Source organism: Streptomyces sp. NPDC037421 (assembly GCF_055602105.1).
In genome coordinates this window covers 203,047-227,351 of sequence record NZ_JBVJWV010000011.1, presented here as the reverse complement: position 1 = coordinate 227,351, position 24,305 = coordinate 203,047, and the positions used below count along the sequence as shown (strand labels likewise).

At 74.7% G+C, this 24,305-nt stretch carries 22 protein-coding genes; 8 read left to right on the top strand and 14 right to left on the bottom strand.

Annotation, left to right across the window (positions count from 1 at the left end):
- Window positions 1-13: 13 nt before the first annotated feature.
- From ACZ7IF_RS19000 to ACZ7IF_RS18990, 3 genes are all read left to right on the top strand, one after another.
- A complete protein-coding gene (locus ACZ7IF_RS19000) occupies window positions 14-421 on the top strand; it encodes a single-stranded DNA-binding protein (protein WP_470972504.1) in 408 nt (135 codons plus the stop codon).
- Window positions 422-489: 68 nt separating this feature from the next.
- Entirely contained in the window at window positions 490-1,863 is a 1,374-nt protein-coding gene (locus ACZ7IF_RS18995) for a TQXA domain-containing protein (protein ID WP_470972502.1), read from the top strand.
- 32 nt (window positions 1,864-1,895) lie between these two features.
- Complete coding sequence (locus ACZ7IF_RS18990; protein WP_470972500.1) at window positions 1,896-3,377, top strand: phosphatase PAP2 family protein; 1,482 nt, start codon at window positions 1,896-1,898, stop codon at window positions 3,375-3,377.
- Here the strand turns inward: ACZ7IF_RS18990 and ACZ7IF_RS18985 are convergent.
- On the bottom strand, window positions 3,362-3,937 hold the full coding sequence (locus ACZ7IF_RS18985) for a hypothetical protein (RefSeq protein WP_470972498.1): 576 nt from the start codon (window positions 3,935-3,937) through the stop codon (window positions 3,362-3,364). The two genes, ACZ7IF_RS18990 and ACZ7IF_RS18985, sit on opposite strands and share 16 nt — an antisense overlap.
- 178 nt (window positions 3,938-4,115) lie before the next feature.
- Between ACZ7IF_RS18985 and ettA the strand changes: the two genes are divergently transcribed.
- Genes ettA through ACZ7IF_RS18970 form a run of 3 tightly spaced genes read left to right on the top strand, consistent with a single transcriptional unit; the run spans window position 4,116 to window position 6,973 of the window.
- The gene (gene ettA, locus ACZ7IF_RS18980; RefSeq protein WP_125598948.1) at window positions 4,116-5,780 is read left to right on the top strand and encodes an energy-dependent translational throttle protein EttA; all 1,665 of its coding nucleotides are present in this window, start codon (window positions 4,116-4,118) and stop codon (window positions 5,778-5,780) included.
- 9 nt (window positions 5,781-5,789) lie between these two features.
- Window positions 5,790-6,257 (top strand): acyl-CoA thioesterase, encoded by a 468-nt coding sequence (locus ACZ7IF_RS18975; protein ID WP_405980640.1) that lies wholly within the window; start codon window positions 5,790-5,792, stop codon window positions 6,255-6,257.
- Window positions 6,254-6,973 (top strand): DUF8010 domain-containing protein, encoded by a 720-nt coding sequence (locus ACZ7IF_RS18970; protein ID WP_470972496.1) that lies wholly within the window; start codon window positions 6,254-6,256, stop codon window positions 6,971-6,973. The genes ACZ7IF_RS18975 and ACZ7IF_RS18970 overlap by 4 nt, the downstream gene beginning before the upstream one ends.
- Before the next feature lie 69 nt (window positions 6,974-7,042).
- Here ACZ7IF_RS18970 and ACZ7IF_RS18965 read toward each other — a convergent pair whose 3' ends face one another.
- The 3 genes from ACZ7IF_RS18965 to ACZ7IF_RS18955 form a co-directional block, all read right to left on the bottom strand.
- Window positions 7,043-7,390, bottom strand: coding sequence for a DUF1036 domain-containing protein (locus ACZ7IF_RS18965; protein ID WP_470972494.1), 348 nt, complete (start codon window positions 7,388-7,390; stop codon window positions 7,043-7,045).
- A 10-nt stretch (window positions 7,391-7,400) separates the two neighbouring features.
- The gene (locus ACZ7IF_RS18960) at window positions 7,401-7,604 is read right to left on the bottom strand and encodes a hypothetical protein (RefSeq protein WP_470972492.1); all 204 of its coding nucleotides are present in this window, start codon (window positions 7,602-7,604) and stop codon (window positions 7,401-7,403) included.
- Window positions 7,605-7,812: 208 nt separating this feature from the next.
- Window positions 7,813-8,217 (bottom strand): globin, encoded by a 405-nt coding sequence (locus tag ACZ7IF_RS18955; RefSeq protein WP_470972490.1) that lies wholly within the window; start codon window positions 8,215-8,217, stop codon window positions 7,813-7,815.
- A 108-nt stretch (window positions 8,218-8,325) separates the two neighbouring features.
- Here ACZ7IF_RS18955 and ACZ7IF_RS18950 point away from each other — a divergent pair, with 108 nt between their 5' ends.
- A complete protein-coding gene (locus tag ACZ7IF_RS18950; RefSeq protein ID WP_470972488.1) occupies window positions 8,326-9,315 on the top strand; it encodes a methyltransferase domain-containing protein in 990 nt (329 codons plus the stop codon).
- Here the strand turns inward: ACZ7IF_RS18950 and ACZ7IF_RS18945 are convergent.
- Entirely contained in the window at window positions 9,239-9,598 is a 360-nt protein-coding gene (locus ACZ7IF_RS18945; protein WP_470972486.1) for a transposase, read from the bottom strand. The genes ACZ7IF_RS18950 and ACZ7IF_RS18945 overlap by 77 nt on opposite strands.
- Before the next feature lie 106 nt (window positions 9,599-9,704).
- Between ACZ7IF_RS18945 and ACZ7IF_RS18940 the strand changes: the two genes are divergently transcribed.
- A complete protein-coding gene (locus tag ACZ7IF_RS18940; protein WP_470972484.1) occupies window positions 9,705-10,937 on the top strand; it encodes an RCC1 domain-containing protein in 1,233 nt (410 codons plus the stop codon).
- A gap of 237 nt (window positions 10,938-11,174) precedes the next feature.
- Here the strand turns inward: ACZ7IF_RS18940 and ACZ7IF_RS18935 are convergent, their stop codons facing one another.
- The 9 genes from ACZ7IF_RS18935 to ACZ7IF_RS18895 all read right to left on the bottom strand — a co-directional run bounded on the left by ACZ7IF_RS18935 (window position 11,175) and on the right by ACZ7IF_RS18895 (window position 24,300).
- Window positions 11,175-12,137 (bottom strand): FHA domain-containing protein, encoded by a 963-nt coding sequence (locus ACZ7IF_RS18935; protein ID WP_470972482.1) that lies wholly within the window; start codon window positions 12,135-12,137, stop codon window positions 11,175-11,177.
- 46 nt (window positions 12,138-12,183) lie between these two features.
- Window positions 12,184-13,512 carry a VWA domain-containing protein gene (locus tag ACZ7IF_RS18930; protein WP_470972480.1) on the bottom strand — a complete coding sequence of 443 codons (1,329 nt, stop codon included), beginning with the start codon at window positions 13,510-13,512 and terminating at the stop codon, window positions 12,184-12,186.
- Between the two features lie 38 nt (window positions 13,513-13,550).
- On the bottom strand, window positions 13,551-15,164 hold the full coding sequence (locus tag ACZ7IF_RS18925; protein ID WP_470972531.1) for a protein phosphatase 2C domain-containing protein: 1,614 nt from the start codon (window positions 15,162-15,164) through the stop codon (window positions 13,551-13,553).
- A gap of 9 nt (window positions 15,165-15,173) precedes the next feature.
- Window positions 15,174-17,975 carry a serine/threonine-protein kinase gene (locus tag ACZ7IF_RS18920; RefSeq protein WP_470972478.1) on the bottom strand — a complete coding sequence of 934 codons (2,802 nt, stop codon included), beginning with the start codon at window positions 17,973-17,975 and terminating at the stop codon, window positions 15,174-15,176.
- Complete coding sequence (locus tag ACZ7IF_RS18915; protein ID WP_470972476.1) at window positions 17,972-19,231, bottom strand: hypothetical protein; 1,260 nt, start codon at window positions 19,229-19,231, stop codon at window positions 17,972-17,974. Before ACZ7IF_RS18915 ends, ACZ7IF_RS18920 begins: the two co-directional genes overlap by 4 nt.
- Before the next feature lie 110 nt (window positions 19,232-19,341).
- Entirely contained in the window at window positions 19,342-20,433 is a 1,092-nt protein-coding gene (locus tag ACZ7IF_RS18910) for a glutamate ABC transporter substrate-binding protein (protein ID WP_470972474.1), read from the bottom strand.
- Window positions 20,430-21,836, bottom strand: a complete 1,407-nt coding sequence (locus ACZ7IF_RS18905) for a hypothetical protein (RefSeq protein WP_470972472.1) — start codon at window positions 21,834-21,836, stop codon at window positions 20,430-20,432. Before ACZ7IF_RS18905 ends, ACZ7IF_RS18910 begins: the two co-directional genes overlap by 4 nt.
- Before the next feature lie 218 nt (window positions 21,837-22,054).
- The gene (locus tag ACZ7IF_RS18900) at window positions 22,055-23,044 is read right to left on the bottom strand and encodes an N-acetylglucosamine kinase (protein WP_470972470.1); all 990 of its coding nucleotides are present in this window, start codon (window positions 23,042-23,044) and stop codon (window positions 22,055-22,057) included.
- Entirely contained in the window at window positions 23,035-24,300 is a 1,266-nt protein-coding gene (locus ACZ7IF_RS18895) for a 6-phospho-beta-glucosidase (RefSeq protein WP_470972468.1), read from the bottom strand. Before ACZ7IF_RS18895 ends, ACZ7IF_RS18900 begins: the two co-directional genes overlap by 10 nt.
- Window positions 24,301-24,305: the final 5 nt, after the last annotated feature.

Below are 24,305 nucleotides of genomic sequence, written 5' to 3'. Positions count from 1 at the left end.
GAGGGCGGCCGGGATGAACGACACCCTGGTGACGCTGGTGGGGCACGTGGCGACGCAGATCGACTTCAAGGAGACGGTGACCGGGCCGTCCGCGAGATTCCGCTTCGCCGTGACCCCCCGGTACTTCGACCGGCGCACGGACACCTGGGCGGACGCCCCCACCAGCTTCTACACCGTGTGGGCGCGCCGGGTGCTGGCGGTCAACCTGGCGAGTTCCGTCTCGGTGGGGGAACCGCTGGTGGTGCACGGGCGTCTGCGGGTCCGGGAGGCCCCGCCCGACGGCGAGGGCGTCCGCTGGTTCTCGGCGGACATCGACGCGATCGCCGTCGGACACGACCTCAACCGCGGAACGGCGGCCTTCCGCAGGGTCGTCAAGACGGACACCCCACTGATGGGCCCTCAGAAGGCGGCGGTGGTCTGAGTGTTCGAGGCAGCTAGGATTCCCCGGTACTCACGGGCACCTTGGTCTTCGGCCCGAAGGGGAGAACTGTGTCGATTGCTGTTCCCGCATCCTCCGCATCCTCCGAGCCCCGCGCGGCGTCCACCGCGTCCGCGGGCGGGCCGGCCTCCGCGTCCACCGTCCCACCCGAGGCCGGACCGGTCCGGCCGGAGGTTCCGCTTCCAGCCGGTGGTGGTCCCGGTGCGGCCGTCGGCGCCGCGAGTGCGGTACGCGGCTCCGTACGCCGGCCCCTGGCGGCGGCCCTGCTGGCCGCGGCCCTCACCGCCGCGCCCGGCGCCCGCGCCGCGGCGGACTCCCGCCCGGCCACCGCCGGCCGGGCGGCCGGGGGCGCGAGCGCCGTGCTCGACGGCCTCAAGACGTACGGGCAGGCGGTCCTGCGCGCCGGGGACGGCTCGGTCCGGCAGATCCCCGCCGGCCTGTACGAGATGCGGGTCGACGGCGGCGGCATGCTCCAGACGTACGGAGTCGGGGTCGCGGGCTACGCGCAGCCCCAGGCCCGGTACACGGAGAGCGGCTGGGGCGGCAGCCCCCTCGCCGGGAACACCGAGGCGGGCGGCCGGATCCGCTGGGTCCTGGAGCACTCCTACCCCCAGCACAACGACCTGGCCGGGCTGGCGAAGGCGGCCGGGGCCGGGGCGCTGACCGCGGAGAGCGCGGCCGCCGGGACCCAGGTGGCGATCTGGCGCCTGGCCGACGGGGCGCAGGTGGAGGCGGCCGACCCGGCGGCCGAGCGGCTCGCCGACTACCTCCAGCGGGAGGCCGGCCGGCTGCCGGAGCCGCCGGCCTCGCTCGGGCTGGACCCCGGTCAGGTGTCCGGGCCGCTGACGGGCGCCGTCGGCACCCGGCTGGGCCCGGTCACCGTCCGGACGGGGGCGCAGAGCGTGACCGTCACGCCCGACGCGGCCGCCACCGCCATGGGGGTGCGGGTGGTCGACTCCGAGGGGCGTCCGGTGACCACCGCGGCGAACGGCAGCCGGCTGTACTTCGAGGTGCCCGCCGGCACCCCGGACGGGACGGCCTCGGTGACCGTGCACGGCTCCACGAAGGTGCCCGTCGGGCGGGTCTTCACCAGCGGGATCCCGGCCGAGGCGCAGATCGTGGCGGGCTCCAGCGAGTCCGCGGCGGCCGCCACCGCCACGGCGGTCTGGCCGCAGCCGCCGGCCGCCGCGGCGGGCACGGCCGGCGCCGTGGGCCAGCTGGCCGGTGCGTCCGAGGTGGCGGTGGCCGCCGAATCCGCGACGGCCGGGTCGGACACCCCGGACGAGGAGCGGCTGGCGACCAGCGGAAGCTCCGCGGCCACCCCTGTCATCGCCTCCCTCGCGGTCGGGCTGGTGGTGCTGGGCGGCATGGTCGTCCTGCTGCTGCGCAAGCGGCCGCTGGAGGGGGAGGACGGCGAAGGCTGATTCCGGGCGGCGGACCGGGGTAGGGGCGAGAGGTGGCTGATCAGAGACTGACCTGGCGGGGCACCCTCGCGGCCTGGGACCGGCGGCTGTTCGACCTGGTGGCACGGCGGCACTGGCCCGGAGCCGAACGGGTGCTGCCCGCCCTCGGCCGGGCCGCGAACCACGGGGTGCTGTGGGGCGGGACCGCCGCGGCGATCACCGTCCTCGGGTCGCCCCGGGCCCGCAAGGGGGCGGTGACCGCGACCGCCTCGCTGGCGCTGGCCTCGGCGACCATCAACACCGTCGGCAAATGGTCCGTGCGCAGGCCCAGGCCGCTGCTGGAGGGGGTGCCCACGGTGCGGCGGCCGGCCGTGCCGCCGTGGACCACCTCCTTCCCGTCGGGCCATTCCGCCTCGGCCGCGGCCTTCACCGCCGGCCTCGCCCTGGAATCCCCCGGCTGGGGGGCGGCGGTGGCTCCGGTGGCCGCGTCGGTGGCCTTCTCGCGGGTCTACACCGGCGTGCACTACCCGTCCGACGTGCTGGCGGGCGCGGCCCTCGGGGTCGCGGCGGGGTTCGCCGTACGCGGCCTCGCGCGGCGCGCCCAGCAGGCGCGTGTCGTCCCCGGCGGCGAGCGCCCGGCAGCCGACGCGCCGGCGCTGCCGGACGGGGCCGGGCTCACGGTCGTGGCGAACACCGCGTCCGGCACGGCCGGGGGCGCGGCGCTCGACGTACTGCGCGAGCGGCTCCCGCGGGCGGAGGTCGTGGAGTGCGCGGGAGACGAAGTGGAGGCCGCGATGGCAGCGGCCGCCGCCCGGGCCGCGGTGCTCGGGGTGTACGGGGGCGACGGCACCGTCAACGCCGCCGCGACCGCCGCCCTGCGGGCCGGGGTGCCGCTCGCGGTGTTCCCCGGCGGCACCCTCAACCACTTCGCGCTGGACCTCGGACTCGCCGGCCCGGAGGACACCTGCCGCGCCCTCACCACCGGCCGGGCGGTCCGCGTCTCCCTGGGCCGCATCACCCCGGCCGACGGGGGCGGGGAGCGGGCCCGGTACTTCCTGAACAACTTCAGCATCGGGGCCTATCCCGAGCTGCTGCGGCACCGTTCGCGGTGGGCGCCGCGGATCGGGGGCGGGCCGGCCGCGGTGCTGGCGGCCTGGCGGGTGCTGCGGGCCGAGCGGCCCGTACGGCTGACCCTGGCCGGGCGGCCCCGCAGCGCGTGGCTGCTCTTCGCGGGCAACGGCACCTACCAGGGCACCGGCCCCGCCCCCCGCCGCCGGGCCGGCCTCGGCGAGGGCCTGCTCGACCTGCGGCTCGTCCACGGTGGCGGCCGCCCCGGCCCGCGCCTGCTGGCCGCCGCGTTCGCCGGCCCGCTCAGCCGGTCCCCCGTCCACGTCGCCACCCGGCTGCGCGGCCTGCGCGTCGCGGACATCCCGCCCGGCACCCCGCTCGCCTACGACGGCGAGTACGCCCCGGCCCCCGCCGCGCTCGTCCTCGACGCCCTCCCCGACGCCCTGGTCGTCTACCGGCCCGGCTGAACCCCGGCGTCCGTCCCGAGGTCGGCCCGCATCACGGCGCGCATCTCCCGCCACCGCTCCCCGAGCCCGAGCAGATCCGCCTTGACGGCGTCGAAGGAGCCGTCCGGCGCCGGGTCGCCCTCCTCCAGCCGCAGGATCCGGTAGAAGACCCCGGCGAGCAGCTCGGCCGTCGCGTCCAGCTCGGCCACGACCGCCTCGGAGCCGACCAGCTGCGCCTCCGCGAAGGCCAGGTGCATGGCCTGCCGGGCGGCCTCCAGCCCGGCCCGGCCCTCCGCCCTGGCCTCCGCGGCGGCGTCCGCCCGGTGGACGAGCCACAGGAAGTTCATGAGCTCGATCCGGTAGCGCCGGTACCCGGCCATCGCCGCCACGTAGCAGGCCCGGCGGACGTCCAGCTCCGCCACCAGCCGCTCGCGCCGCCACTGCCCCTCGGCGGTCCGTTCCTCCCGCTCGAACTGCTGGGACTGGACCCGTCCCACGAGCCGCTGCGTCAGCAGCGGCGCGAAGAGCGTGCCCGCCATCCCGATGAGCGCTATCGCGAGCGGTAGCGGCCAGCCGTCCACAAGAACTCCCCCCGGAGCGTCGTACCCGTAGTCGTAATGCCAGTGGTACTCAGGGTCATCCTGCCCTGGCCGGGGACCCGCGGGGCCTCCGGGGCACCCGTACTGGTTTCCCCCGGGGGATGGACGTACGGCAGTATGGGGTGTATCTGCCCACCATCGATCTGCCGGACGGTTTCTCTTGGCTGAGTTCATCTACACCATGCGCAAGACGCGCAAGGCGCACGGCGACAAGGTGATCCTCGACGACGTCTTCCTGAACTTCCTGCCGGGGGCGAAGATCGGCGTGGTCGGCCCGAACGGCGCCGGCAAGTCCACCGTTCTGAAGATCATGGCGGGCATCGAGCAGCCGTCCAACGGTGACGCCTTCCTGTCGCCGGGCTACTCCGTCGGCATCCTCATGCAGGAGCCCAAGCTCGACGAGTCCAAGACCGTTCTGGAGAACGTCGAGGACGGTGTCGGCGAGATCAAGCAGAAGCTCAACCGGTTCAACGCGATCGCCGAGGAAATGGCGACGAACTACACCGACGAGCTGATGGAGGAGATGGGCAAGCTCCAGGACGACCTGGACCACGCCAACGCGTGGGACCTCGACGCCCAGCTGGAGCAGGCCATGGACGCCCTGGGCTGCCCGCCCGGCGACTGGCCCGTCACCAACCTCTCCGGTGGTGAGAAGCGCCGCGTGGCCCTCTGCAAGCTGCTGCTCGAGGCCCCCGACCTGCTGCTCCTCGACGAGCCCACCAACCACCTCGACGCCGAGTCCGTGAACTGGCTGGAGCAGCACCTGGCCCAGTACAAGGGCGCCGTCGTGGCGGTCACCCACGACCGCTACTTCCTCGACAACGTCGCCGAGTGGATCCTCGAGCTCGACCGCGGCCGCGCGCACCCCTACGAGGGCAACTACTCCACCTACCTGGAGAAGAAGGCCGAGCGCCTCAAGGTCGAGGGCAAGAAGGACGAGAAGCGCGCCAAGCGCCTCAAGGAAGAGCTGGAGTGGGTCCGCTCCAACGCCAAGGGCCGCCAGGCGAAGTCCAAGGCCCGTCTCGCTCGCTACGAGGAGATGGCGGCCGAGGCCGACAAGATGCGCAAGCTCGACTTCGAGGAGATCCAGATCCCGCCGGGCCCGCGCCTGGGCTCGATCGTGGTCGAGGTCAACAACCTCTCGAAGGCGTTCGGCGACAAGGTCCTCATCGACGACCTGTCCTTCACGCTGCCGCGCAACGGCATCGTCGGCATCATCGGCCCGAACGGCGCCGGCAAGACCACGCTCTTCAAGATGATCCAGGGCCTTGAGACCCCGGACTCCGGCGAGATCAAGGTCGGCGAGACCGTCAAGATCTCGTACGTCGACCAGGGCCGCGCCAACATCGACCCCAAGAAGACCCTCTGGGCGGTCGTGTCGGACGAGCTGGACTACATCAACGTCGGCAACGTCGAGATGCCGTCCCGCGCGTACGTCAGCGCCTTCGGTTTCAAGGGCCCGGACCAGCAGAAGCCGGCCGGGGTCCTCTCCGGTGGTGAGCGCAACCGCCTGAACCTCGCGCTCACCCTCAAGCAGGGCGGCAACCTGCTGCTCCTCGACGAGCCCACCAACGACCTCGACGTCGAGACCCTGGGCTCGCTGGAGAACGCGCTGCTGGAGTTCCCCGGTGCGGCCGTGGTCGTCTCCCACGACCGCTGGTTCCTGGACCGAGTGGCCACCCACATCCTCGCCTACGAGGGCGAGTCCAAGTGGTTCTGGTTCGAGGGCAACTTCGAGTCCTACGAGAAGAACAAGGTCGAGCGGCTCGGCCCGGACGCCACCCGTCCGCACCGCGCCACCTACAAGAAGCTCACCCGGGGCTAGGTCGCGGTCATGGCCAGACACCACTACCGGTGCCCCCTCCGCTGGGCGGACATGGATGCCTTCGGGCACGTCAACAACGTCGTCTTCCTCCGCTACCTGGAGGAGGCGCGCATCGACTTCATGTTCCGCCTGGCGCCGGGGGAGGGCAGCGAGTCCTTCACGGGCGGTTCCGTCGTGGCCCGTCACGAGATCGACTACAAGCTCCCCCTCGTGCACCGGCACGAGCCGGTGCTCATCGAGTCCTGGGTGACCCGGATAGGCGCCGCGTCCCTGACCATCCGCTACGAGGTCAAGGACGAGGCGACCGAGGACGCGCCGGAGACCGTCTACGTCCGCGCCGAGACGGTCGTCGTGCCCTACAACCTCGCCGAGGGGCGGCCCCGCCGCATCACCGAGGAGGAACGGCACTTCCTGGAGCAGTACCTCGACAAGCCCGAGAACGCTCCCGCGGCCGCCGAAGGGCGCCTCGCGGCATGAGCGGGCAGCTGCGCCTCGTCGACTCCGGGGAGGCGGCGGACCTCGCCGCCTTCCTGGGCCGGCTGGTGCACTACGACCGCGCCGCCGCCGTACGCCTCCAGGCGCCGGCGGGCGGCGGCGCGCTCGCCGTCTTCGGACGGCCTCCCTCCTTCGAGGTCCTGGCCGTCCGTACGGCACGCCTCGCCGAGCCCCTCTCGACCCCGCTGGACGTCACCGTCTCCGCGGGCGAGCTGCTGGAGGCCGTCGACGAGAGCGGCGCCGCGGTGACCGTGCCCGGCCCCGTCACCGGCCCGCCCTGGGCGGGGGTCCTGCCGCCCCGCGGCGGCTGGCGTCCCGTTCCCGGCCTGCCCGCCCCCGAGGCGGTACGCGCGGCCGTGGCCGCCGCCGTCGCCGAGTTCCGCGCCCGCGACGAGGCCCTGCCCCCGCAGCACCGGACCCGCTCCGAGCGGGACCGCATCGGCCGCGAGATCTGGTCGCGGACCCTGGGCGACACCGAGCTGCCGCTGCGCGCCGTGCACGCCGCCCAGTCCCTGGGCTTCCTGCGCCCGGTACGCACCACCGTGCCCGCCGGCGCCCCCGGCGCGGGCGGTCCCGCCCCGGTGGCCCTGTTCGCCTCCGGCGGCTGGCTGCGGCTCAGCACCCCGTACGGGTCCGTCGCCACGCGCCGCCCCGGCGGCCTCGCCGGCCTGGGTGCCCTCCAGGTGCGGCCGGTCTGACGCCGCCCGGGCCGCCCGCCCACCGGACCCCGGGGGCGGACGGCGCTGTCCCGTGCGCTGTGGGCCGGGTTACGGGTTGAACGAGTGCACGTGGTTCGGGCGGCTCACGACGAACTCGTTCATGAGGATGGTCCGCGAGTCGCCGTCCGACGTGTTCGAGCACCACTCGAAGGCGCGGTGCGGGACCGTCTCCCGGAACCGGTCCCGCCACTCGACGCCGTCGCCCGAGTACGCGTAGCAGTACCAGATCTGGTTGACGGCATTGACGTCACCGCCGTAGACGACGGCGCTCTCCCCGGGGCCGATCCTCCACCAGCCCTCCTTCACCCAGTTGCTGCCGTCGGAGCAGCTGGGCTGGTGCCGCTCGACCATCGCCCAGATTTCCCGGTGGTAGTTGTTCTGGAACCTCATGGACATGACGCGCCTCCTATTCCGAGTCCGGTTGCCTGCGGGCGGCGGGGCGTCCGTTGGACTGGTAGTCGGGTGCCGGCCCGCGGCCGGGTTGGGACGCGCTCGTACTCTCGTGCGGACCGGGAGCCGCGGCGGGCCGGCCCGTGGCGAGGGCGCGGTCCAGTGCCTCCTCGTCCGCGTCGGTGGTCGGATCCACCGCGTCCGCAGTGTCCTGTGACATGGAACCTCCAGTTCCGTCGGTGCTGGTGCGACGGAGGGGTTCCCGGAGAGGGGCGCCGGGTATCGCGGGCCGCCTGCCCGTGCCCCGTACGGGCCTGGAAGGGGCGCTCGTCCGGGGGGCCGCGTACGGCCGCTTGCAGGGGCCACTGCACGGCCGGGCGCCGACCAGGCCGGATGCGGCGCGCAGCCCGGCCCGCGGCGCTCGCGGGCTAGCCCGCGGTGTTGATCATCGAGGCGGCCGCGTAGGTCAGGTACCGCCACAGCTGCGCCTCGTGCTGCGGCGCGAGCCCCAGCTCGTCCACCGCCACGCGCATGTGGGCCAGCCACGCGTCGTGCGCGGCCGCGTCCACCTGGAACGGCGCGTGCCGCATGCGCAGGCGCGGGTGCCCGCGATGCTCGCTGTACGTCGTCGGGCCGCCCCAGTACTGCATCAGGAACAGCGCGAACCGCTCCTCGGCGGGCCCGAGGTCCTCCTCCGGGTACATCGGGCGCAGCAGCGGGTCCCCCGCGACTCCCTGGTAGAAGCGGTGGACCAGACGGCGGAAGGTCTGCTCGCCGCCCACCTGCTCGTAGAAGGTCGTCTCCTGGACCGTGCTCTGCGCGTCGTCATTCACCCGACCATCGTCTCAGACGCCCGGACGGAGGACCCCGGTCCTAGGACCACCGGTGCCCGTCCGGGCGGCGAGGTCGCACCCGGGGCCCGCCCGCAGGACAGTGGAGACATGGGCACGGCGAAGGCCGCGGAGAAGGACCTGCGGGAGAGGGCGCACGCCGCCCAGGTACGGGAACTCACCGCCGCCGGCGTGCTGGAGGACCCGGCCTGGCGGGCGGCCTTCGCCGCCGTGCCCCGGCACCTGTTCGTGCCGTACTTCTGGACCGGCCGTGGAGCGGGACACGAGCGGCTGTGGGACGAGGACCCGGACCCCGAGCGCCGGGCCCGCTGGCTGCGCGGGGTGTACGCCGACGCCCCGCTCGCGACGCGGCTGCGCGACGGTGAGCTCGTCTCCTCCAGCAGTCAGCCCTCCCTGATGGCGAAGATGCTGGACTCGCTCCAGGTGCGCGACGGGGACAACGTGCTGGAGGTCGGCGCCGGTACCGGCTACAACGCGGCCCTGCTCTGCCACCGGCTCGGCGACGGCCTCGTCACCACGGTCGACCTGGACGAGGAGATCACCGAGTCGGCCCGCTCCCACCTGGCCCGGCTCGGCTACCGGCCCGCCGTGGTCACCGGGGACGGGGCGCGCGGCTGCCCCGCCCGGGCGCCCTTCGACCGGATCCTGGTGACCTGCACCCTGCCGCTGGTCCCGCCCGTCTGGCTCGGCCAGTGCCGGCCGGGGGCGCGGATCCTGGCCCCGCTGTCGACCGGGCTGATCGCGCTGACCGTCCGGGACGCCGGCTTCGCGGAGGGCCGCTTCCTGCACACCTCCGCGTACTTCGTCCCGCTGCGCGGGGCCACGGCCGCACCGGGGCCGCCCGGGGCGACCAGGCCGCTGCACGGGATTCCGTACGAACTGGTGGAGAACGAGCGCTTCCAGTTCCTGCTGATCCTGACCGCGGACGTGCTCCACCCGCGCGAGGCGCTCGACCTGTGGCGCGGCGAGGGCCGGCCGGCGCGCGAGCGGTTCGGGGTCACGGTCACCCCGGAGGGGCAGTGGGCCTGGCTCGACGATCCCCAGGGGCCCTACGTGTGGCCCCTGGGGGAGGCGGACTAGCCGTTTCCTGTGGATCACGAAGCTGGGACCTCCGTCCCCTGCGAGGAGTGCCGGTGCGGTACTTGAACGCGATCGCGTCGATCACCTCCCGGTGATCACGCCACCGCCCTCCCCGCCGAGGTGTCCGATCGGGCAGCGACGGCTCGATCCTCGCCCACTGGGCGTCGGTCAACGACACGCACAACCAACGATCAGATGATCCGAAGGAAGGAAGCGCCCTGGCCGGGTTCGCGCAGCGCCTTCTGGGCGGACGGCCGATCACCAGTCGCGAATGTCCAGCCATGTCACTCAGATCCCTAGTTGCCCGACTGGTATGTGTATGGGCGGCTTAGCCTGCTCCTGCCATGAGAAGGCAGTCGGGCAGGGTCCGAACTGAGACGAAAAGGTTCATGGTTGAAGCGACTGGCCCGGTCCGCCGAGGACGCCTGAAGACCGCGGTGGCCGGTGCCCTGGTGGCATTCCTCGCCTGGACGCCCACCGCCCATGCCGACGGTGCGCCGGCCCCGGACCGTGCCGCGGCACCGTTCGCGCAGGCCTGGGGTGACAACGACAACGGGCAGCTCGGCAACGGGACCAACGCCGACAGCCCGATCCCGGTCACCGTGTCCAACCTGACGAACATCGCCGGCCTGGCCGCCGGCTTCAACCACAGCCTGGCCTTGCTGAAGGACAACACGGTGCGGTCCTGGGGCGACAACCTCAACGGGCAGCTGGGCAACGGCACCAACACCGACAGCAACGTCCCCGTCCAGGTCCTGAACCTGAGCCGGGTGAAGGCTGTCGCCGCGGGCGACCAGCACAGCCTGGCGTTGCTCGAGAACGGGACCGTCTGGACCTGGGGAGCCAACAGCGAGGGGCAGCTGGGCAACGGCACCACCACCGACAGCAACGTCCCCGTCCAGGTGCAGGGCCTCACCAATGTGAGGGCCATCGCCGGCGGCGACGAACACAGCCTGGCAGTGCGCAAGGACGGCTCGGTCTGGGCCTGGGGTGACAACGACAACGGGCAGCTGGGCAACGGCACCACCACCGACAGCAACGTCCCCGTCCAGGTCCAGGGCCTCACCGGCGCGACCGCGGTTGCCGCTCCCGCCGGCGGTGACCATAGTCTGGCGCTCCTGAAGGACGGCACGGTCCGGGCCTGGGGGCGCAACCTGGAGGGGCAGCTGGGCAACGGCACCAACACCAGCAGCAACGTCCCCGTCCAGGTCCTGAACCTCACCCGGGTGAAGGCCCTGGCCGCCGGCTTCAACCACAGCGTGGCACTGCGACGGGACGGCACGGTCCGGGCCTGGGGATCCAACAGCGACGGGCAGCTGGGCAACGGCACCAACAGCAACAGCAACGTCCCCGTCCAGGTCCGGGGCCTCACTGGCGTGAAGGCCATCGCCACCACCGAGAGCCACAACCTGGCCATCCGCACCTTCTGTGACTGCGGCAAGCGCGGCGACGACCGGAACGGCACCACCACCGGCAACGTCGTCTTCACCTGGGGCGACAACGACAACGGCCAGCTGGGCAACAACAGCACCACCGACAGCAACGTGCCCGTCGCCGCGGTCACCGCGATCAAGAACGTCACCCTCATCGCAGGCGGAGGCGACCACAGCCTGGCGGCCTGACCCCCACCAGCACAGACCCGAAATGCACTGACACCCAAGACCGGGGTTGCCGGCGACCACGCCCTCCCGGCAACCCCGCCGTCAGCCAGGAATGCCGGGCCCGATGCCCGTCGGCCCGCCGGGAAGCGTCTGGGCGCAGCAGCGCGGTGCGGCCGACCCGCGCAGCCCCGGGTGCTGCTCCAGCGGCGCAGCCGGGGACCAGTGGCCGCGGCAGGGACCGAGGTCGAGAGACAGCCCTTAGCCGCGGCGGACCGTGATGGTGGTCCAGGCGCCGACGTGGACGCGGTCGCCGTCGGCGAGGGGCACGGGCACGTACGGCTGGATGGGGTCCTCGCCGCCGTTGATGGTGGTGCCGTTGGTGGAGTTCTGGTCGACCACGGCCCAGGTCAGGTCCGGCTGCTGGACGAGCACCGCGTGCTGGTGGGAGACGCCCGGGTCCTCCGGGGGAACCGACAGGTCGATGTCCGGGGACTCGCCGGTGGAGGCGCGGCGGCGGCCGATGGTGATCTGGCCGCCGGAGAGCGGGAGGTGGAGCTCCGGGGAGTACGCGGGCAGGTTGAGCGCGGCGGCCTCGGGACCGCTGCGCTGCATCATCGCCATGAAGTACGAGCGGTCGGGGCCGATCGTCGCCGACCAGGAGGTGCTGCCGTTCCGGTCCGGGGCCGCGAAGGGCTCGGGCTGCGGCGGCTGCTGGTGCTCGGGCTGCGGCACGGGCTGCACCGGCGGCTGTACGGGCTGCTCCTGCGCGGGCGGCTGGAGCAGCCAGTCGTCCTCGCCCTGGAGCGGCTCCGCGGGGCGGTTGACCCGCGACGGGCGGGAGCCCTGGTACTCGAAGTGGTCCTGGGAGAACACCGGCTGGGGCGGGGCCGGCGGCGGGGGCGGCGGGGTGGCCACCGCTCCGGTGCCGGGCCCGGCGGCGCTCTGGCCCGCGCCCGGTGCGGGCTCGGCGGCGTACGGGGTCGCCGAGCGGGTGAGGAAGTTGTACCGGCACTCCTCGCAGAAGGGGGCCATCGCCTCGCGCGGGGTCCGGCACTGCGGGCACAGTTCGGCCTGGGCGGTCGGCTCCCCGCCGGTGGGAGGGTAGCCGTAGCCGTAGGAGGGGGCGGCGGAGGCGGCGCCGGCGGGGGCGGTCATGCGGAGGCCGCAGACCTCGCACCAGTCGTCGGAGGCGGACTGGTGGCCGTTCGGGCAGGTCGGCATCGCGGCGTTTCCCCCTTTTTCCTGCGTCATCGCGTCAGGCTTCTTCTCAGGTCTTCTTCACTCGGACGGTCTGCGTCGAACGCGTTTCAAGGGTCATCTCGTCGGCATCGGCGACCTTCGCCTTCAGCCGCACAGTACCCGCCACCGCGTCCACGACATCCACCACCTTCGCGAGCAGTTTGGCGGTGTCGGCGTTCCCGGAGGCGCTCGCCAACTGCACGGCACGGCCCAGTTTCGCCGTCGCGCTGTCGACATCGCCCATTTTGCGGGCTTCCAGGCCCTGCTGGATAGCCTCCGCGAGCTCCGCCTGCCCGGTGTAGTGCGCCACCTGCGGGCTGATGGCCGTCGAGGCGGCCAGGTCGTCCGTCCACACCGCCCGGACCAGTCCCTGCGCGAGCGGGGGCCGCGGCTCGCCGTCCGGCCCCGGCAGGACCAGCGAGGCACGGGCGGCCAGCATCTCCTGGCCCACGGAGGCCCCCGGCACCCGGACGCACACGTGGTACTCGCGGGACTCGTCGCCCCACGAGCCGGTCGGGTAGTCGCCGGCGCGCGGGCCCGCCTCGGTGCGGCGGCCGGTCAGGTCGTGGACGGAGGGCGAGACCTGCTTGACGTACTGGACCTCCGAGCCGACCGGGGTCCACAGGCGCAGCGCGACGTCCGCGACCTCCTTGCCCATGACCTGCTCCATCATGCGCGTGAAGTCCTCGGCGAGATGGGCCGGATCGGCGACGATGTCGGCGGAGCCGAGCAGCGCGCTCGCGATCCCGGTCACCTCCTTCACCTCCCAGTCCGTGCCCACCCCGCGGGCGTCGCAGGTGAAGCGGCCGGCGCAGGCGTCGAGGGTGGCGCGCAGCACGGCCGGGTCCTCGTGCTCGTTTCGGCCGTCGGTGAGCAGGATGCCGTGCCGGATCGTCGCCGGGGTCCGGCGCAGCAGGCCGTCGGCGAGCCGCAGCCAGGTCCCGATGGCCGTGCCGCCGCCCGACCGCAGGCCGCGCAGGGCCTCCTTGGCCTGGGCGCGGGTGGCGGGCCCGGCGGTGGCGAGGCCGCCCTGGCCGGGGTAGACCTCCCTGGCCTCGTGCGTTCCGGCGATCACGGCGAAGGCCGTGCCGTCGCGCAGGGTGTCGATCGCGGCGGCGGTCGCCTCGCGGGCGCCGCGCATCTTGTCAGGCGGGTACTCCATGGACCCGGAGCAGTCCACCATGATCACGACGGCCGCGTCCTGGCCGCCGGGCGCGTGCGCGGCGGTGGCCGTGGCTCCGCCGGTGGAGGTGACCGTCACGATGGCGTGCACGTCCCGACCGCCCTCGGGCAGGAACTCGTTCTGGTACACCTCCACGCTGAAGCGGGGTGCGCTCGGCTTGGCGAAGTTCGCCATCGGTCGGTCTCCTCCTCCGGGCTGGCTGGGGCAGGCGGTCAGGCCCGGGGACGGACCTGCGGTTCCGCTTCGGGTTCCGCTTCGGGTCCCGCGTGCGCTTCCGCGGGGGCCTGCGGCGGTGCTTCCGCCGGGCCGGCGAAGGGCACGACGGCGACGGTGATGTTGTCGTGGCCGCCCCCGTCCAGGGCGTGCCCGACCAGGACCTGCGCGCTGTGCAGCGGCCGGTCGGCGGCGTCCGCGGGCAGGACCTGCGCCATCTCCCGAGCGGACTCGGCGTAGTTCCACAGGCCGTCCGTGCAGACGACCACCACGCCGGGGTGGTCCGGTCTGAAGCTGGCGGTGTGCGGTTCGAGGTCGTAGGCGTCGGCCCCGAGCCAGCCGGTGATGGCGTGGGCCCGGACGTCGGCGTAGGCCTCGGCCTCGCCCATCAGGCCCGCCGCGACCATCTGCGCGGCCCAGGAGTCGTCCTCGGTGAGCCGGCGGGCCAGGGCGGCGCGGTCGTCCGGCACCCAGTAGGCGCGGCTGTCGCCGACCCAGCCGATGGTCAGCACACCGCCGCTGACGACGGCTCCGACCAGCGTGCAGGCGGGGGCGTTCTGCGCGCCGGGGGCCGGCGGGGCGAGCGCGGTCACCGCGGCGGCCGCCGCGAGGATCGCCCCGTGCATGGCCTCCACCGGGTCGGCGCCGCGCGGAAGCGCTTCGAGCAGTGACTCGTTGGCGGCGCCGGCGGCGGCGGCCGAGGCCTCGTCGGGGCGGCTGGCGGAGGAGACGCCGTCGCAGACGATCGCGACGGTCGCGGCGGAGCCGTCGGGCAGGGCGGTGGCCGACACGGCGAAGGAGTCCTCGTTGCGGTGGTGGCGCAGGCCGCGGTCGCTGACGGCGGCGACGCTGCAGAGCTCCTCCTCCAGGTGGTCCCGCTCGCGGGGCTGCGCGTGGCCGCAGTGCTCGCAGTACCCGTCGGTGTCCACGTGCCCGGCGCGGCAGGCCACGCAGGTCCTGCCGTCGCCCTGCGGGGCGGCGGCGTACGGGTTCTCCTGCGGGGCGGCCGCGTACGGGTCCTCCTGCGGGGCGGCCGCGCAAGGCTCCTCGCCCCCGGTGCCGGGCGGGTCGTGGCGAACCCCGCCGGTGCCCTGCGGGGCCGAGCCGTACGGGGGCTCCTGCGGGCTGCCGGCGTACGGCTCCTCGGGGCCGGTGGCGGCGGAGGCCCAGGGGGCGGCCGGGCCGGGCTCGCCCTCCCAGCCGGGCGCGGGCACGCCGTACCCGGCCGGAGTCCCGCCGTAGCCGGGGGCGGAGTAAGCGGCCCCGGCCGGGACGGGCGCGGGCTCGGGCTCGGCGCCGGGCGCGGCCGGGACCCCGCCCGCCGGGGCGCCGCAGCCGGCCTCCCAGCCGGGCGCCGTCACCGCGGCCGGAGCCGGAGCCGGAGCCGGAGCCGCAGCCGGAGCCGGCGGGGCAGGGGCCGGAGCCAGCGGTGGGGCCGCCGGGGGCTCGTGACCCGCTCGGACCGTCGCGCCCGTGGCCGGGGTGACCGGGAGGGTCGGGGTGGGATCCGCGTCCGGGGGCGCGGCGGAGAGGGCGTATCCGCACACGCCGCAGAAACGGTCACCCTCCTCCAGTGGTTCCGCGCAGCTGGGGCAGCCCGACAGCCGATGCATCGACATCACTCACACCCACGTCCGGGGACGGAAACGGTTTGCCCGTTCCACCAGTTCGATCCGCTCCTCGCCCCGCTGCGCCAGCCGGGCGAGGACGCGGTAGGAGCGTTCCAGGCCGAAGCGCAGCCCCCGCTCGTCCAGTTGACAGCCGAGCAGCGAGGTCCGGCCGGGGTCGGCACCCCGGCTGCCCGACAGTACCCAGTCCAGGGCGGAGCCCAGAACCTCCGTCGCCAGCCGCTCCTGCCGCTCCGGGTCCAGGCCGAACCGCCGCAGCGCCTCCACCTGGTCGGAAGCCGCCGCGAGGTCGGCCAGCAGCTCCTCGCCCGGGGACCGGTCGCGCAGGCGTGCCCGTACCGCCGCCACCCGTGCGGCGGTGTAATGGATCGACGCCTCCGGTACGGATTCCAGGGTGCGCACCGCCGCCTCCCGGTCGCCGGCGGCCAGTTGGACCCGGGCCAGCCCGAAGGCCGCGCTCACGAAGCCCGGGTCGGTGATCCAGACGAGCCGGTAGTACTCGGCGGCGTTGTCCAGCTGGCCCAGGATCTCCGCGCACAGCCCGAGCGCGAGCTTCGGCGCCGGCTCGCCCGGGAAGGCGTCGTAGACGGCGTCGAAGGACAGGGCCGCTATCTCGTCGTCCCCGGTGGCCAGGGAGGCGATCCCGCGCGCCCACACCACCCGCCAGTCGTCCGGATGACGGGCCTCCAGCTCGGCCAGGGCGTCGGCGGCCACGGCCAGTTCGCCCAGTTCGAGCCGGGCGCGCAGCTCCCGCAGCCGCAGCTCGGCGGAGTCGGCCGGGGCCGCGCCCAGTGCGCCCAGCAGGTCGGCGGGCGCGGAGGCGAGCAGTCCGGCGAGGAAGCCTGCATTGGGGTCGGCCGGGTCCACCAGCGGCACCGGCAGGGCGAGCGCGGTGTCACGGGCGTCGAGCACCGCGAGCCCCGCCGTGGCCGGCGCGGGCGTACGGGGCGCCGGGAGCGGTGCGAACGACTGCGCGGGGGCCGCCGCTGCCTGCCGGGGCCCGGGCACCGGGGCCCCGGCCACGTGCGTGGCGGTGGTCCCGAGCGCGGGCAACGCCCCGGCGCCGACGGGCGGAACGGGCGCGGAGGCGGCACCGGGCAGGCCCGCGTACACCGCCCCGCTCCCGGGCGCGCCGGCAGCCCCGGCCCCACCCGGGGCCACGGCGGCGGCCTCCGACGCCGCCCCGGCTCCGGCAACGGCCTCGCCATGGGCGCCGGCCGCGCCGCCGCGCCGCCGGCCGAAGAGGGACCCGCCCCGCCGGGAGGTCACGGACCGCACGCCCAGCCGGGACACCTCCGTCCCCGGCGCGTCCTCGTACAGCTCGGTGTCCGGAACCCGCAGTTCCGGCGCGAAGAGGGTCGACAGCCACGGCCGCGGCCGGCCCGTCTGGAGCGAGACCACCTCCCGCAGCACACCCGTCAGCTGGTCCGCCATCTCCTGCGCCGAGGCGAACCGCCGTCCCGGATCCGGATCCGTCGCCCGTACCAGCAGCCGGTAGAAGGACTCGTACCGCTGGAACACCTCGATGTGCTCCGGATCCGGCAGCGAGTCCACGAACACGTTCGTGTAGCCCTGGAAGTCGAACGTCAGCACCGCCAGGGTGCGCGCCACCGTGTACAGGTCCGAGGCCACCGAGGGCCCCAGCTCCGCCACCTCCGGCGCCTGGTAGCCCACCGTGCCGTAGATGGCCGACTCCTCGTCGTCCATCCGCCGCACCGCGCCCATGTCGATCAGCTTCAGCTGGTCCTGCTGCTGGATCGCGTTGTCGACCTTGAAGTCGCAGTACAGCAGGTTGCGGCTGTGCAGGTGCCCGAGCGCCTCCAGGGCCTCGATCCCGTACGCGCACGCCTGCTCCACCGGCAGCGGATCGCGCCGCCCGTCCGGCCGCCGCCGCTCGTTGGCGATCTCCTTCAGCGACTTGCCGCCCACGTACTCCATGACGATGTACCCGTCCAGCGAACCCGTCCGCTGGTCCAGGTGCTCCACGAAGTTGTAGATCCGCACGATGTTCGAGTGCTCGATCTCCGCGAGGAAGCGCCGCTCGGAGATCGCCGCCTCCATCGCGTCCTGGTCCCCGGTGTCGAGCAGGCCCTTGAGCACCACCCACCGGTCCGACACCGCACGGTCCACCGCCAGGTAGACCCAGCCGAGCCCGCCGTGCGCGAGGCAGCCCGCCACCTCGTACTGGCCGTGCACCACGTCCCCGGCGCGCAGCTTCGGCACGAAGGAGTACGGGTGCCCGCACTTGGTGCAGAAGCCCTCCGTACGCCCCGGCCGGTCCCCGCGCGCCCGGCCCACCGGAGCCCCGCAGTCCGAGCGCGAGCAGAACCGCTTGCGCTCCGGCACCTCCGGGTTCTCCAGCACCGCCGCCGAAGGATCCGGACGCGGCACCAGTGGGACGCTGACCAGCCCCGCGCCCAGCCGGCTGCGCCCCGACGAGGACGACGACGAGCCCGAACTGCGCACCGACACCGACCGGGTGGACGCGGACCCGGGCAGCGAGCGCGAAAGCCGCCCCGACACCGAACGCCGCGAGGACGAGGACCGCGAGGACCGCGACGAGCGGGCCGACGCCGAGGACCGCCCCGAGCCGTGCGAACCCGCCGAACCCCGGGAGTCGCCCTGCCGGGCGGCGCTCGTCATCCCCGTCGGCGGTGACACCAGCTCCTCCGCGCCCGCCGCGACCGCACCCACCGGCGCGAGCCCGCAGGTGTCGCAGTACACCTCGCCGCCGCCCATGTCCTCGTACGCCCCCGGGCAGCCGGGACGAAGGCAGGGCGATCCGATCAGGCTCATGCCTCCTCCTCCCCCGGCCGCTCGGGCCGGTGGTCCTGCGGCGCCAGCGCCTCCGCCGTCGCCTGCTGGTAGCGCCACACCGCCTGCTCGGCGGCCCGCAGGTCGCAGGGCGCGCTCCACAGCATCCGCCGGGCCGCGTCGTACCGCTCGATCAGCAGCGGGTCCTCCGCCAGCCCGTGCCGGGCCGCCTTCGCCTTGTACGCGTCGAGCCGCCCGCGCAGCTCCGCACGGACCGCCAGCGGAGCCGTCACCGCGGTCAACGATTCACGGGCCCGCCGCAGTTCCTCCTCGGCCCGGTCCTCCAGCGCGTCGAGCAGCGGGGACAGCCGGTGCCACTGCGACCGCCGCCGGTACTCGGCCGCCGCCGCCAGCTGCTCCTGCAAGGCCGTCGGCGGACCGCTGACCGCCGGCACCTCCGACGCCGCGATCTTCGCCAGCACCTCGCCGCGCGCCGTCCGCGCCTCCGCCAGGGTCCGGTCGGCCCGCGACAGCAGGTCCCGCACCGCGATCAGCCGCTGCTCCGCGTCCTGCCGGACCGTCAGGACCGCCTCGACCTCACGCCGTACGTCGTCCAGCGCGCGCGCCGCCCGGTCGTAGCGGGCGGTGTCCGGACGGCCCCCGCCCGGGGCGGAACTCCCCGCCACCGCCACCCAGAAGGCCAGCGGGTCCGCGATCACCGCCTCCCGCAGCTCCGCCAGCTCGGCGGTGATCTCCTCCAGGTCGTCCCCCGAGGGGTGCTCGCCCGGCCGGACCCCCACCGAGTGCGCCAGCGAACGCGTGCGGTGCAGCTCGGCGGCGAGCAGGTCGATCCGCGCGGGCAGCGCAGACCACACCGCGTCGGCGGCGACCACCACGTCCAGGGAAGCCGCGTACAGCTCGTTCATCCGGGACACCAGCTCGGCCAGCGAGAAGCGCTCCGCCAGCGCCACGCCCTCCACCCCGGCCCCGGCGATCGTCACCCCGGGCCCGCGCAGCCGCTCCGTCAGCTCGGCCAGGTCCTCCCGGCTGGGCCAGCGGCGCCGCTCGCGGATCTCCCGGGCGGCGGCGAGCGCCCCGCTGTACGCGTCGAAGTACGTCCACAGCCGGGTCACCGACGCGTCCGCGGCGGCCCACCGCTCCTTGGTGACCCCGCGCAGCGCGGCCCCCTCCAGCAGCCGCCGGCCCGCATGGTCCTGGAGCGCGAGCAGGGACGTCTCGACGGCCTCGTGCTCCGCGCCCAGGCGCGCCAGCGCACGGTCCACGTCGTCCCGGTCCATCACCGCGGACCCCGTTCCCGGCCGGCCCGCACGGAACTCACCCGCATGGGCACCGCCCGCATGAAGCCCGTTCCGCTCGCTCACGTACCGCTCCGAATCCGCCATGGGCCTCAGCCGTCCCGGTACTTGGGCGCCGGCGGCACGCTCGCCTTCGGCAGGACGTCCTCGAAGTGCTTCTTGTAGGAGGTCGCCCACGGGCTCTGGTCACCGCCCGCCCGGTAGTTCTCCAGCACCTTGTTCACCCTGCGCACCAGGTCGGAGGCGTCCTTGTTCATCGCCACCCCGTAGAACTCGCGGGTGAACGGCGCCCCGACCAGCTGGACCGACGGGTCCTGCGCCGCCTGCCCGGCGGCCAGCGCGTTGTCCGTGATGATCCCGTCCACCTCGCCCAGCTGGAGCCGCACCAGGCAGTCCAGCTGGTTCGCCACCGACACCCCGACCGACCCGTACGACTGGGACTTCAGGGCCGCCTCCGCCGTGGAACCGGCCGCCGTGCAGATCCGGCGGCCCTTCAGCGAGGCGTCGTACCCGGTGATCGGCGAACCCTTGGGGGCCAGCACCTGCTGGCCCGCCTCGAAGTAGGCCGTCGAGAAGGCGACGTCCTCCAGGCGCTTGCAGTTGATCGTCATGGTCCGCACCACGATGTCGACCCGTCCCTCCTGGAGCGCCGGGACGCGCTGGCTGGTCGGGATCGCCCGGTAGATGACCAGGTCCTCGTTGCCCAGGATGTCCTTCGCTATGGCCTTGACCAGGTCGATGTCGAAACCGTCCAGGTGGCCGTCCGGATTGCGGTAGCCCCACTTGAAGCTGTTCTGGTCCACGCCCGCCACGAGCTTGCCCGCCTTGCGGATCCGCTCGATCGCCGGGCCGTCCAGCCCCGACGGGCGCAGACTCGCCTCCGGGTCCTGGCAGGTGTCGGCCGGCGCGTACGGGACCACCGCCACCGAAGCCGGCTCGTGGACCACCCCGGACCCGCCGGAGGGCGAGGACCCGGCCAGCGGCAGCAGCACCGCCGCCGCCGTCACCGCGCAGGCCGCGGCCATCGCGCTCACCCCGCCCCAGCCCCGCAGCCGGCCCGCCGCGCGCCGCACCCGGGCCGCGCCGGACGGCCGCGGCGCGCCGCACCCGGCCCGCTCCGGCGTCCCCGTGCCGTACGGCTCCTGCCGCTCCGGCCGTGTCCCTCGTATCCGCATCGATCTCACCTGTACTCCGAAAGCCTGCGACCGATGCCGAGGAGGGCCGCCGCCGCGCCGGCGACCGCCAGCACCGCCGAGCCCGTCACCAGCCCGCCCAGCGCGCCGAGGCCGTCCCGGGCGGCCAGGGTGAACTGCTTCTGCTCATGGGCCACGGCCCGCTCCAGGGAGGCGTCCACCGTGTCGAACGAGGCCCCGCTGCTGTCCTTGTGCTTCTCGTCCCCGATGACCTGGGGCAGGGCCTGCTCGTAGTCGCCCTTCATGTCGGCGTCCCGCGCCGCCGCGTGCCGCTGCTTCCACTGCGCCACACCCTCGACGGCCTTCGAGACCGGCTCCCGGCCGCTGCCGTCGTCGGCCAGCCGCAGCGCCCGCGCCAGCCCGGCGTCGAGCTGCTTCATGTTCTTCTCGTAGTCCACGTCGTACTTGTCGGACTTCTTGTCCTCGGCCAGTACGGCACCCCGTGCGATCAGCGTCAGGTTCTCGTTCGCCCGCGCCTGGAGCGAGGCGATCCGGGCGTCGTTGAGCACCTTCAGGGACTCCTGGCCGTCGGCCCTGGCCTCGCCCAGCCCCGCCCGCGCGACCGACTGCCCGACCGTCAGCCACAGCAGCACCACCGCCGCCGCGGCCGAAGCCGCCAGCAGCCCGTGGTTGAAGACCCGGTTGGTACGCCGGTAGCTGCGCCGCTGCGCCCACACCAGGGCGCCCAGCGCGAGCACGCCCGCGCCCGTCGCCGCCACCGGCCAGGACCGGGCCTCGTCGTAGTCCGTGTACAGCCGGCCCGTCTCCGCCTCGTACAGCCGCTGCGCGGCGGGCAGCAGCACCGTGCTCATCTGCTCGTTGGCGTAGCGCAGGTAGGCGCCGCCCAGCGGCAGGCCCTGCCGGTTCGTGGCGCGGGCCTGCTCGATCAGACCGGTGTACCGGGGCAACTGCTCGCCGAGCAGCGCGATCTCCTTGCGGGACTCCCCGCCGGCCCCGGTGTTGGCGGCCGCGCTCACCAGCAGCCGGGAGGCGTTCGCGATGTCCTTCTCGTAGCGCTGGCGGACCTCCCGGGGTTCCTGGGCGCCCGCGAGGAAGCCGCTGGAGGAGGCCGTGTCGGCGTCGGCGAGGGACCGGTAGATGCTCGCCGCGTCCGCGCTCAGCGGCTGGCTGCGCCCCACCACGTCCTCCGCGGCGGTGACCCGGCCGGACACCTCCCACACCGCGACCGTGCCGAACAGCACGACCAGGGCGGCCAGTACCGCGCCGATGATCCGCAGCCGGCCCGGCTCGGTCGTCGCCGCGGCGCGCACCCGCTCCACGCCCTCGGCCCAGGCGGTACTGCGCCCCGGCGGCGCGGACGGTCTCCCGGCCGGTCCGGCGGGCGCCCCGGAGGTACCGCCCCCGGGCGCGGACGCGCGTGTCGTGATGGCCACCGTGACCTCCCCCTCGGTCCCTCTGCTCCGCAGCAGTATGGCCGTAGCGGCGCCCGGCCACAGCACCCGGTGCCCGATCTTGGACGATCCCCCTCCCGGACCGGCCGGCCGCCGCCCCCCCCCGGCTCCTACCCCTGCGGTTTCCCCCTGTCACCCTTCAACGTGAATACGCCGCAGCGGCCCCGGTGGTTCCAGACGTACGCTCCGGCGGCGCGGGTTCACCCGAATCGGGCACGCAGCCTCGCCATCGCCCCGGCCGGCGCGCCCAGCGCGTCCAGGCCCAGCAGGGCCGCCCCCAGCACCGGCGGGGCCGTGACCACCGACACCCGGGCCAGGGGGGCGCGGACCGCCAGCAGTTCCTCGATCCGGCCGTTCAGCCGCGGGTGCCGGGCGGCGAGCACGCCGCCGCCCAGCAGCACCGGCACCTCCCGTTCCAGCAGCCCGAGCCGCTCCAGAGCCACCGAGGCCAGCGCCACCACCTCCTCGGCCTGCCGCTCCACCAGCGCCGCCGCCACCGCGTCGCCCGCCGCGGCCACCGCGAACAGCACAGGCACCAGCTCGTGCAGCCGCCCCCGGTCCAGCGGCCCCAGGTGCAGCGCCTCGATCAGCGCCGCCATCGAAGCCAGCCCGAAGTGCCCGGGCAGCGCCGCCGCCAGGGCCGTCGGCCCGCCGCGCCCGTCCTCGGCGCGCGCCGCCCACCACAGGGCCTCCTGGGCCAGGCCGCCCCCGCCGCCCCAGTCCCCGGAGATCTGCCCCAGCGCGGCGAAGCGGGCGGTGTGCCCGTCGGGCAGCATGCCCACGCAGTTGATGCCCGCCCCGCAGACCACGGCGACCCCGAGCGGGCCGTCCGCGCCCGCCCGCAGGATCGCGAAGGTGTCGTTGCGCACCTCGGTGGCCGCGCCCCAGCCCCGCGCCGCCACCGCCTCGGTGAGCCGGCGCTCCTCCACCGGCAGGTCGGCGTTGGCCAGACAGGCCGAGACCCGGTCCGCCCTCGGCACCCCGGGCAGCCCGGCGGCCGCCGCCGCCCCGGCGACGGCCTCCGCGAGGACGTCCACGGCCGCCTCCACACCGGACACGGGCGGCTGGAAGCCCCCGGCGCGCCCGGTGCCGAGGACCGTGCCGTCGGCGGCGACCAACGCGGCGTCGGTCTTGCTGTTGCCCGCGTCGATCGCGACGACGGCGCAGGCGGGCGGGACGGCTACGCCCACGGCAGGTGCTCCTTGTTGTGCGCGAGCAGCCGGTCGGCCAGCCCGTCGGCCAGGTCGTACTGCCCGACGAGCGGATGGGCCAGCAGGGCCTTGAAGACCCGCTCGCGCCCGCCGCGCAGGGCCGCGTCCAGCGCGAGGTCCTCGTACGCGCTGACGTGCGCGACCAGCCCCGCGTACAGGGGGTCGAGCCGGGGCGCGGGCAGCGGTACCGGGCCGTCGCCGTCGACCCGCGCCTGCACCTCGATCACGGCGTCGTCGGCCAGGAAGGGCAGCGTGCCGCCGTTGCGGGCGTTGACCACCTGTACGGACGGGCCGCCGCCGCCCAGCAGGGCCGCCGCGAGGTCCACGGCGGCCTCGGAGTAGAAGGCCCCGCCCCGCTTGGCCAGCAGCGCGGGCTTCTCGTCGAGCGCGGGATCCCCGTACAGGGCGAGGAGTTCCCGCTCCATCGCGGCGACCTCGGCGGCCCGCGAGGGCTTCTCGCCGAGCTCCCGGACCACCTCGTCGTGGGCGTAGAAGTAGCGCAGGTAGTACGAGGGCACCACGCCGAGCCGGTCCAGCAGCGGGCGCGGCAGGTGCAGGTCGGCGGCGACGGCGTCCCCGTGCTCGGCCAGCAGCCGCGGCAGCACGTCGGCGCCGTCCGGGCCGCCGAGCCGGACCCCGAGTTCCCAGGTCAGGTGGTTGAGGCCGACGTGGTCGAGGTGGACCTCCGCGGGCGCCACGTCCAGCAGCCTCGCGAACTTGCGCTGGAAGCCGATGGCGACGTTGCACAGTCCGACGGCCTTGTGCCCGGCCTGGAGCAGGGCCCGGGTGACGATCCCGACCGGGTTGGTGAAGTCGATGATCCAGGCGTCGGGGGCGGCCCGGCGGACCCGTTCGGCGATGCCGAGGACCACCGGGACGGTCCGCAGGGCCTTGGCGAGCCCGCCCGCGCCGGTGGTCTCCTGGCCGACGCAGCCGCACTCCAGCGGCCAGGTCTCGTCCTGGAGCCGGGCGGCCTGCCCGCCGACGCGCAGTTGCAGCAGCACCGCGTCGGCGCCGGCCACGCCCGCGTCCAGGTCGGAGGTGGTGGTGACGCGCCCCGGGTGGCCCTGGCGGGCGAAGATCCGCCGGGCCAGGCCGCCGACCAGCTCCAGCCGTTCGGCGGCGGGGTCGATCAGTACGAGTTCGCTGACGGGCAGGGTGTCGCGCAGCCGTGCGAAGCCGTCGACCAGTTCGGGCGTGTAGGTGGAACCGCCGCCCACCACTGCGAGTTTCATCGGGA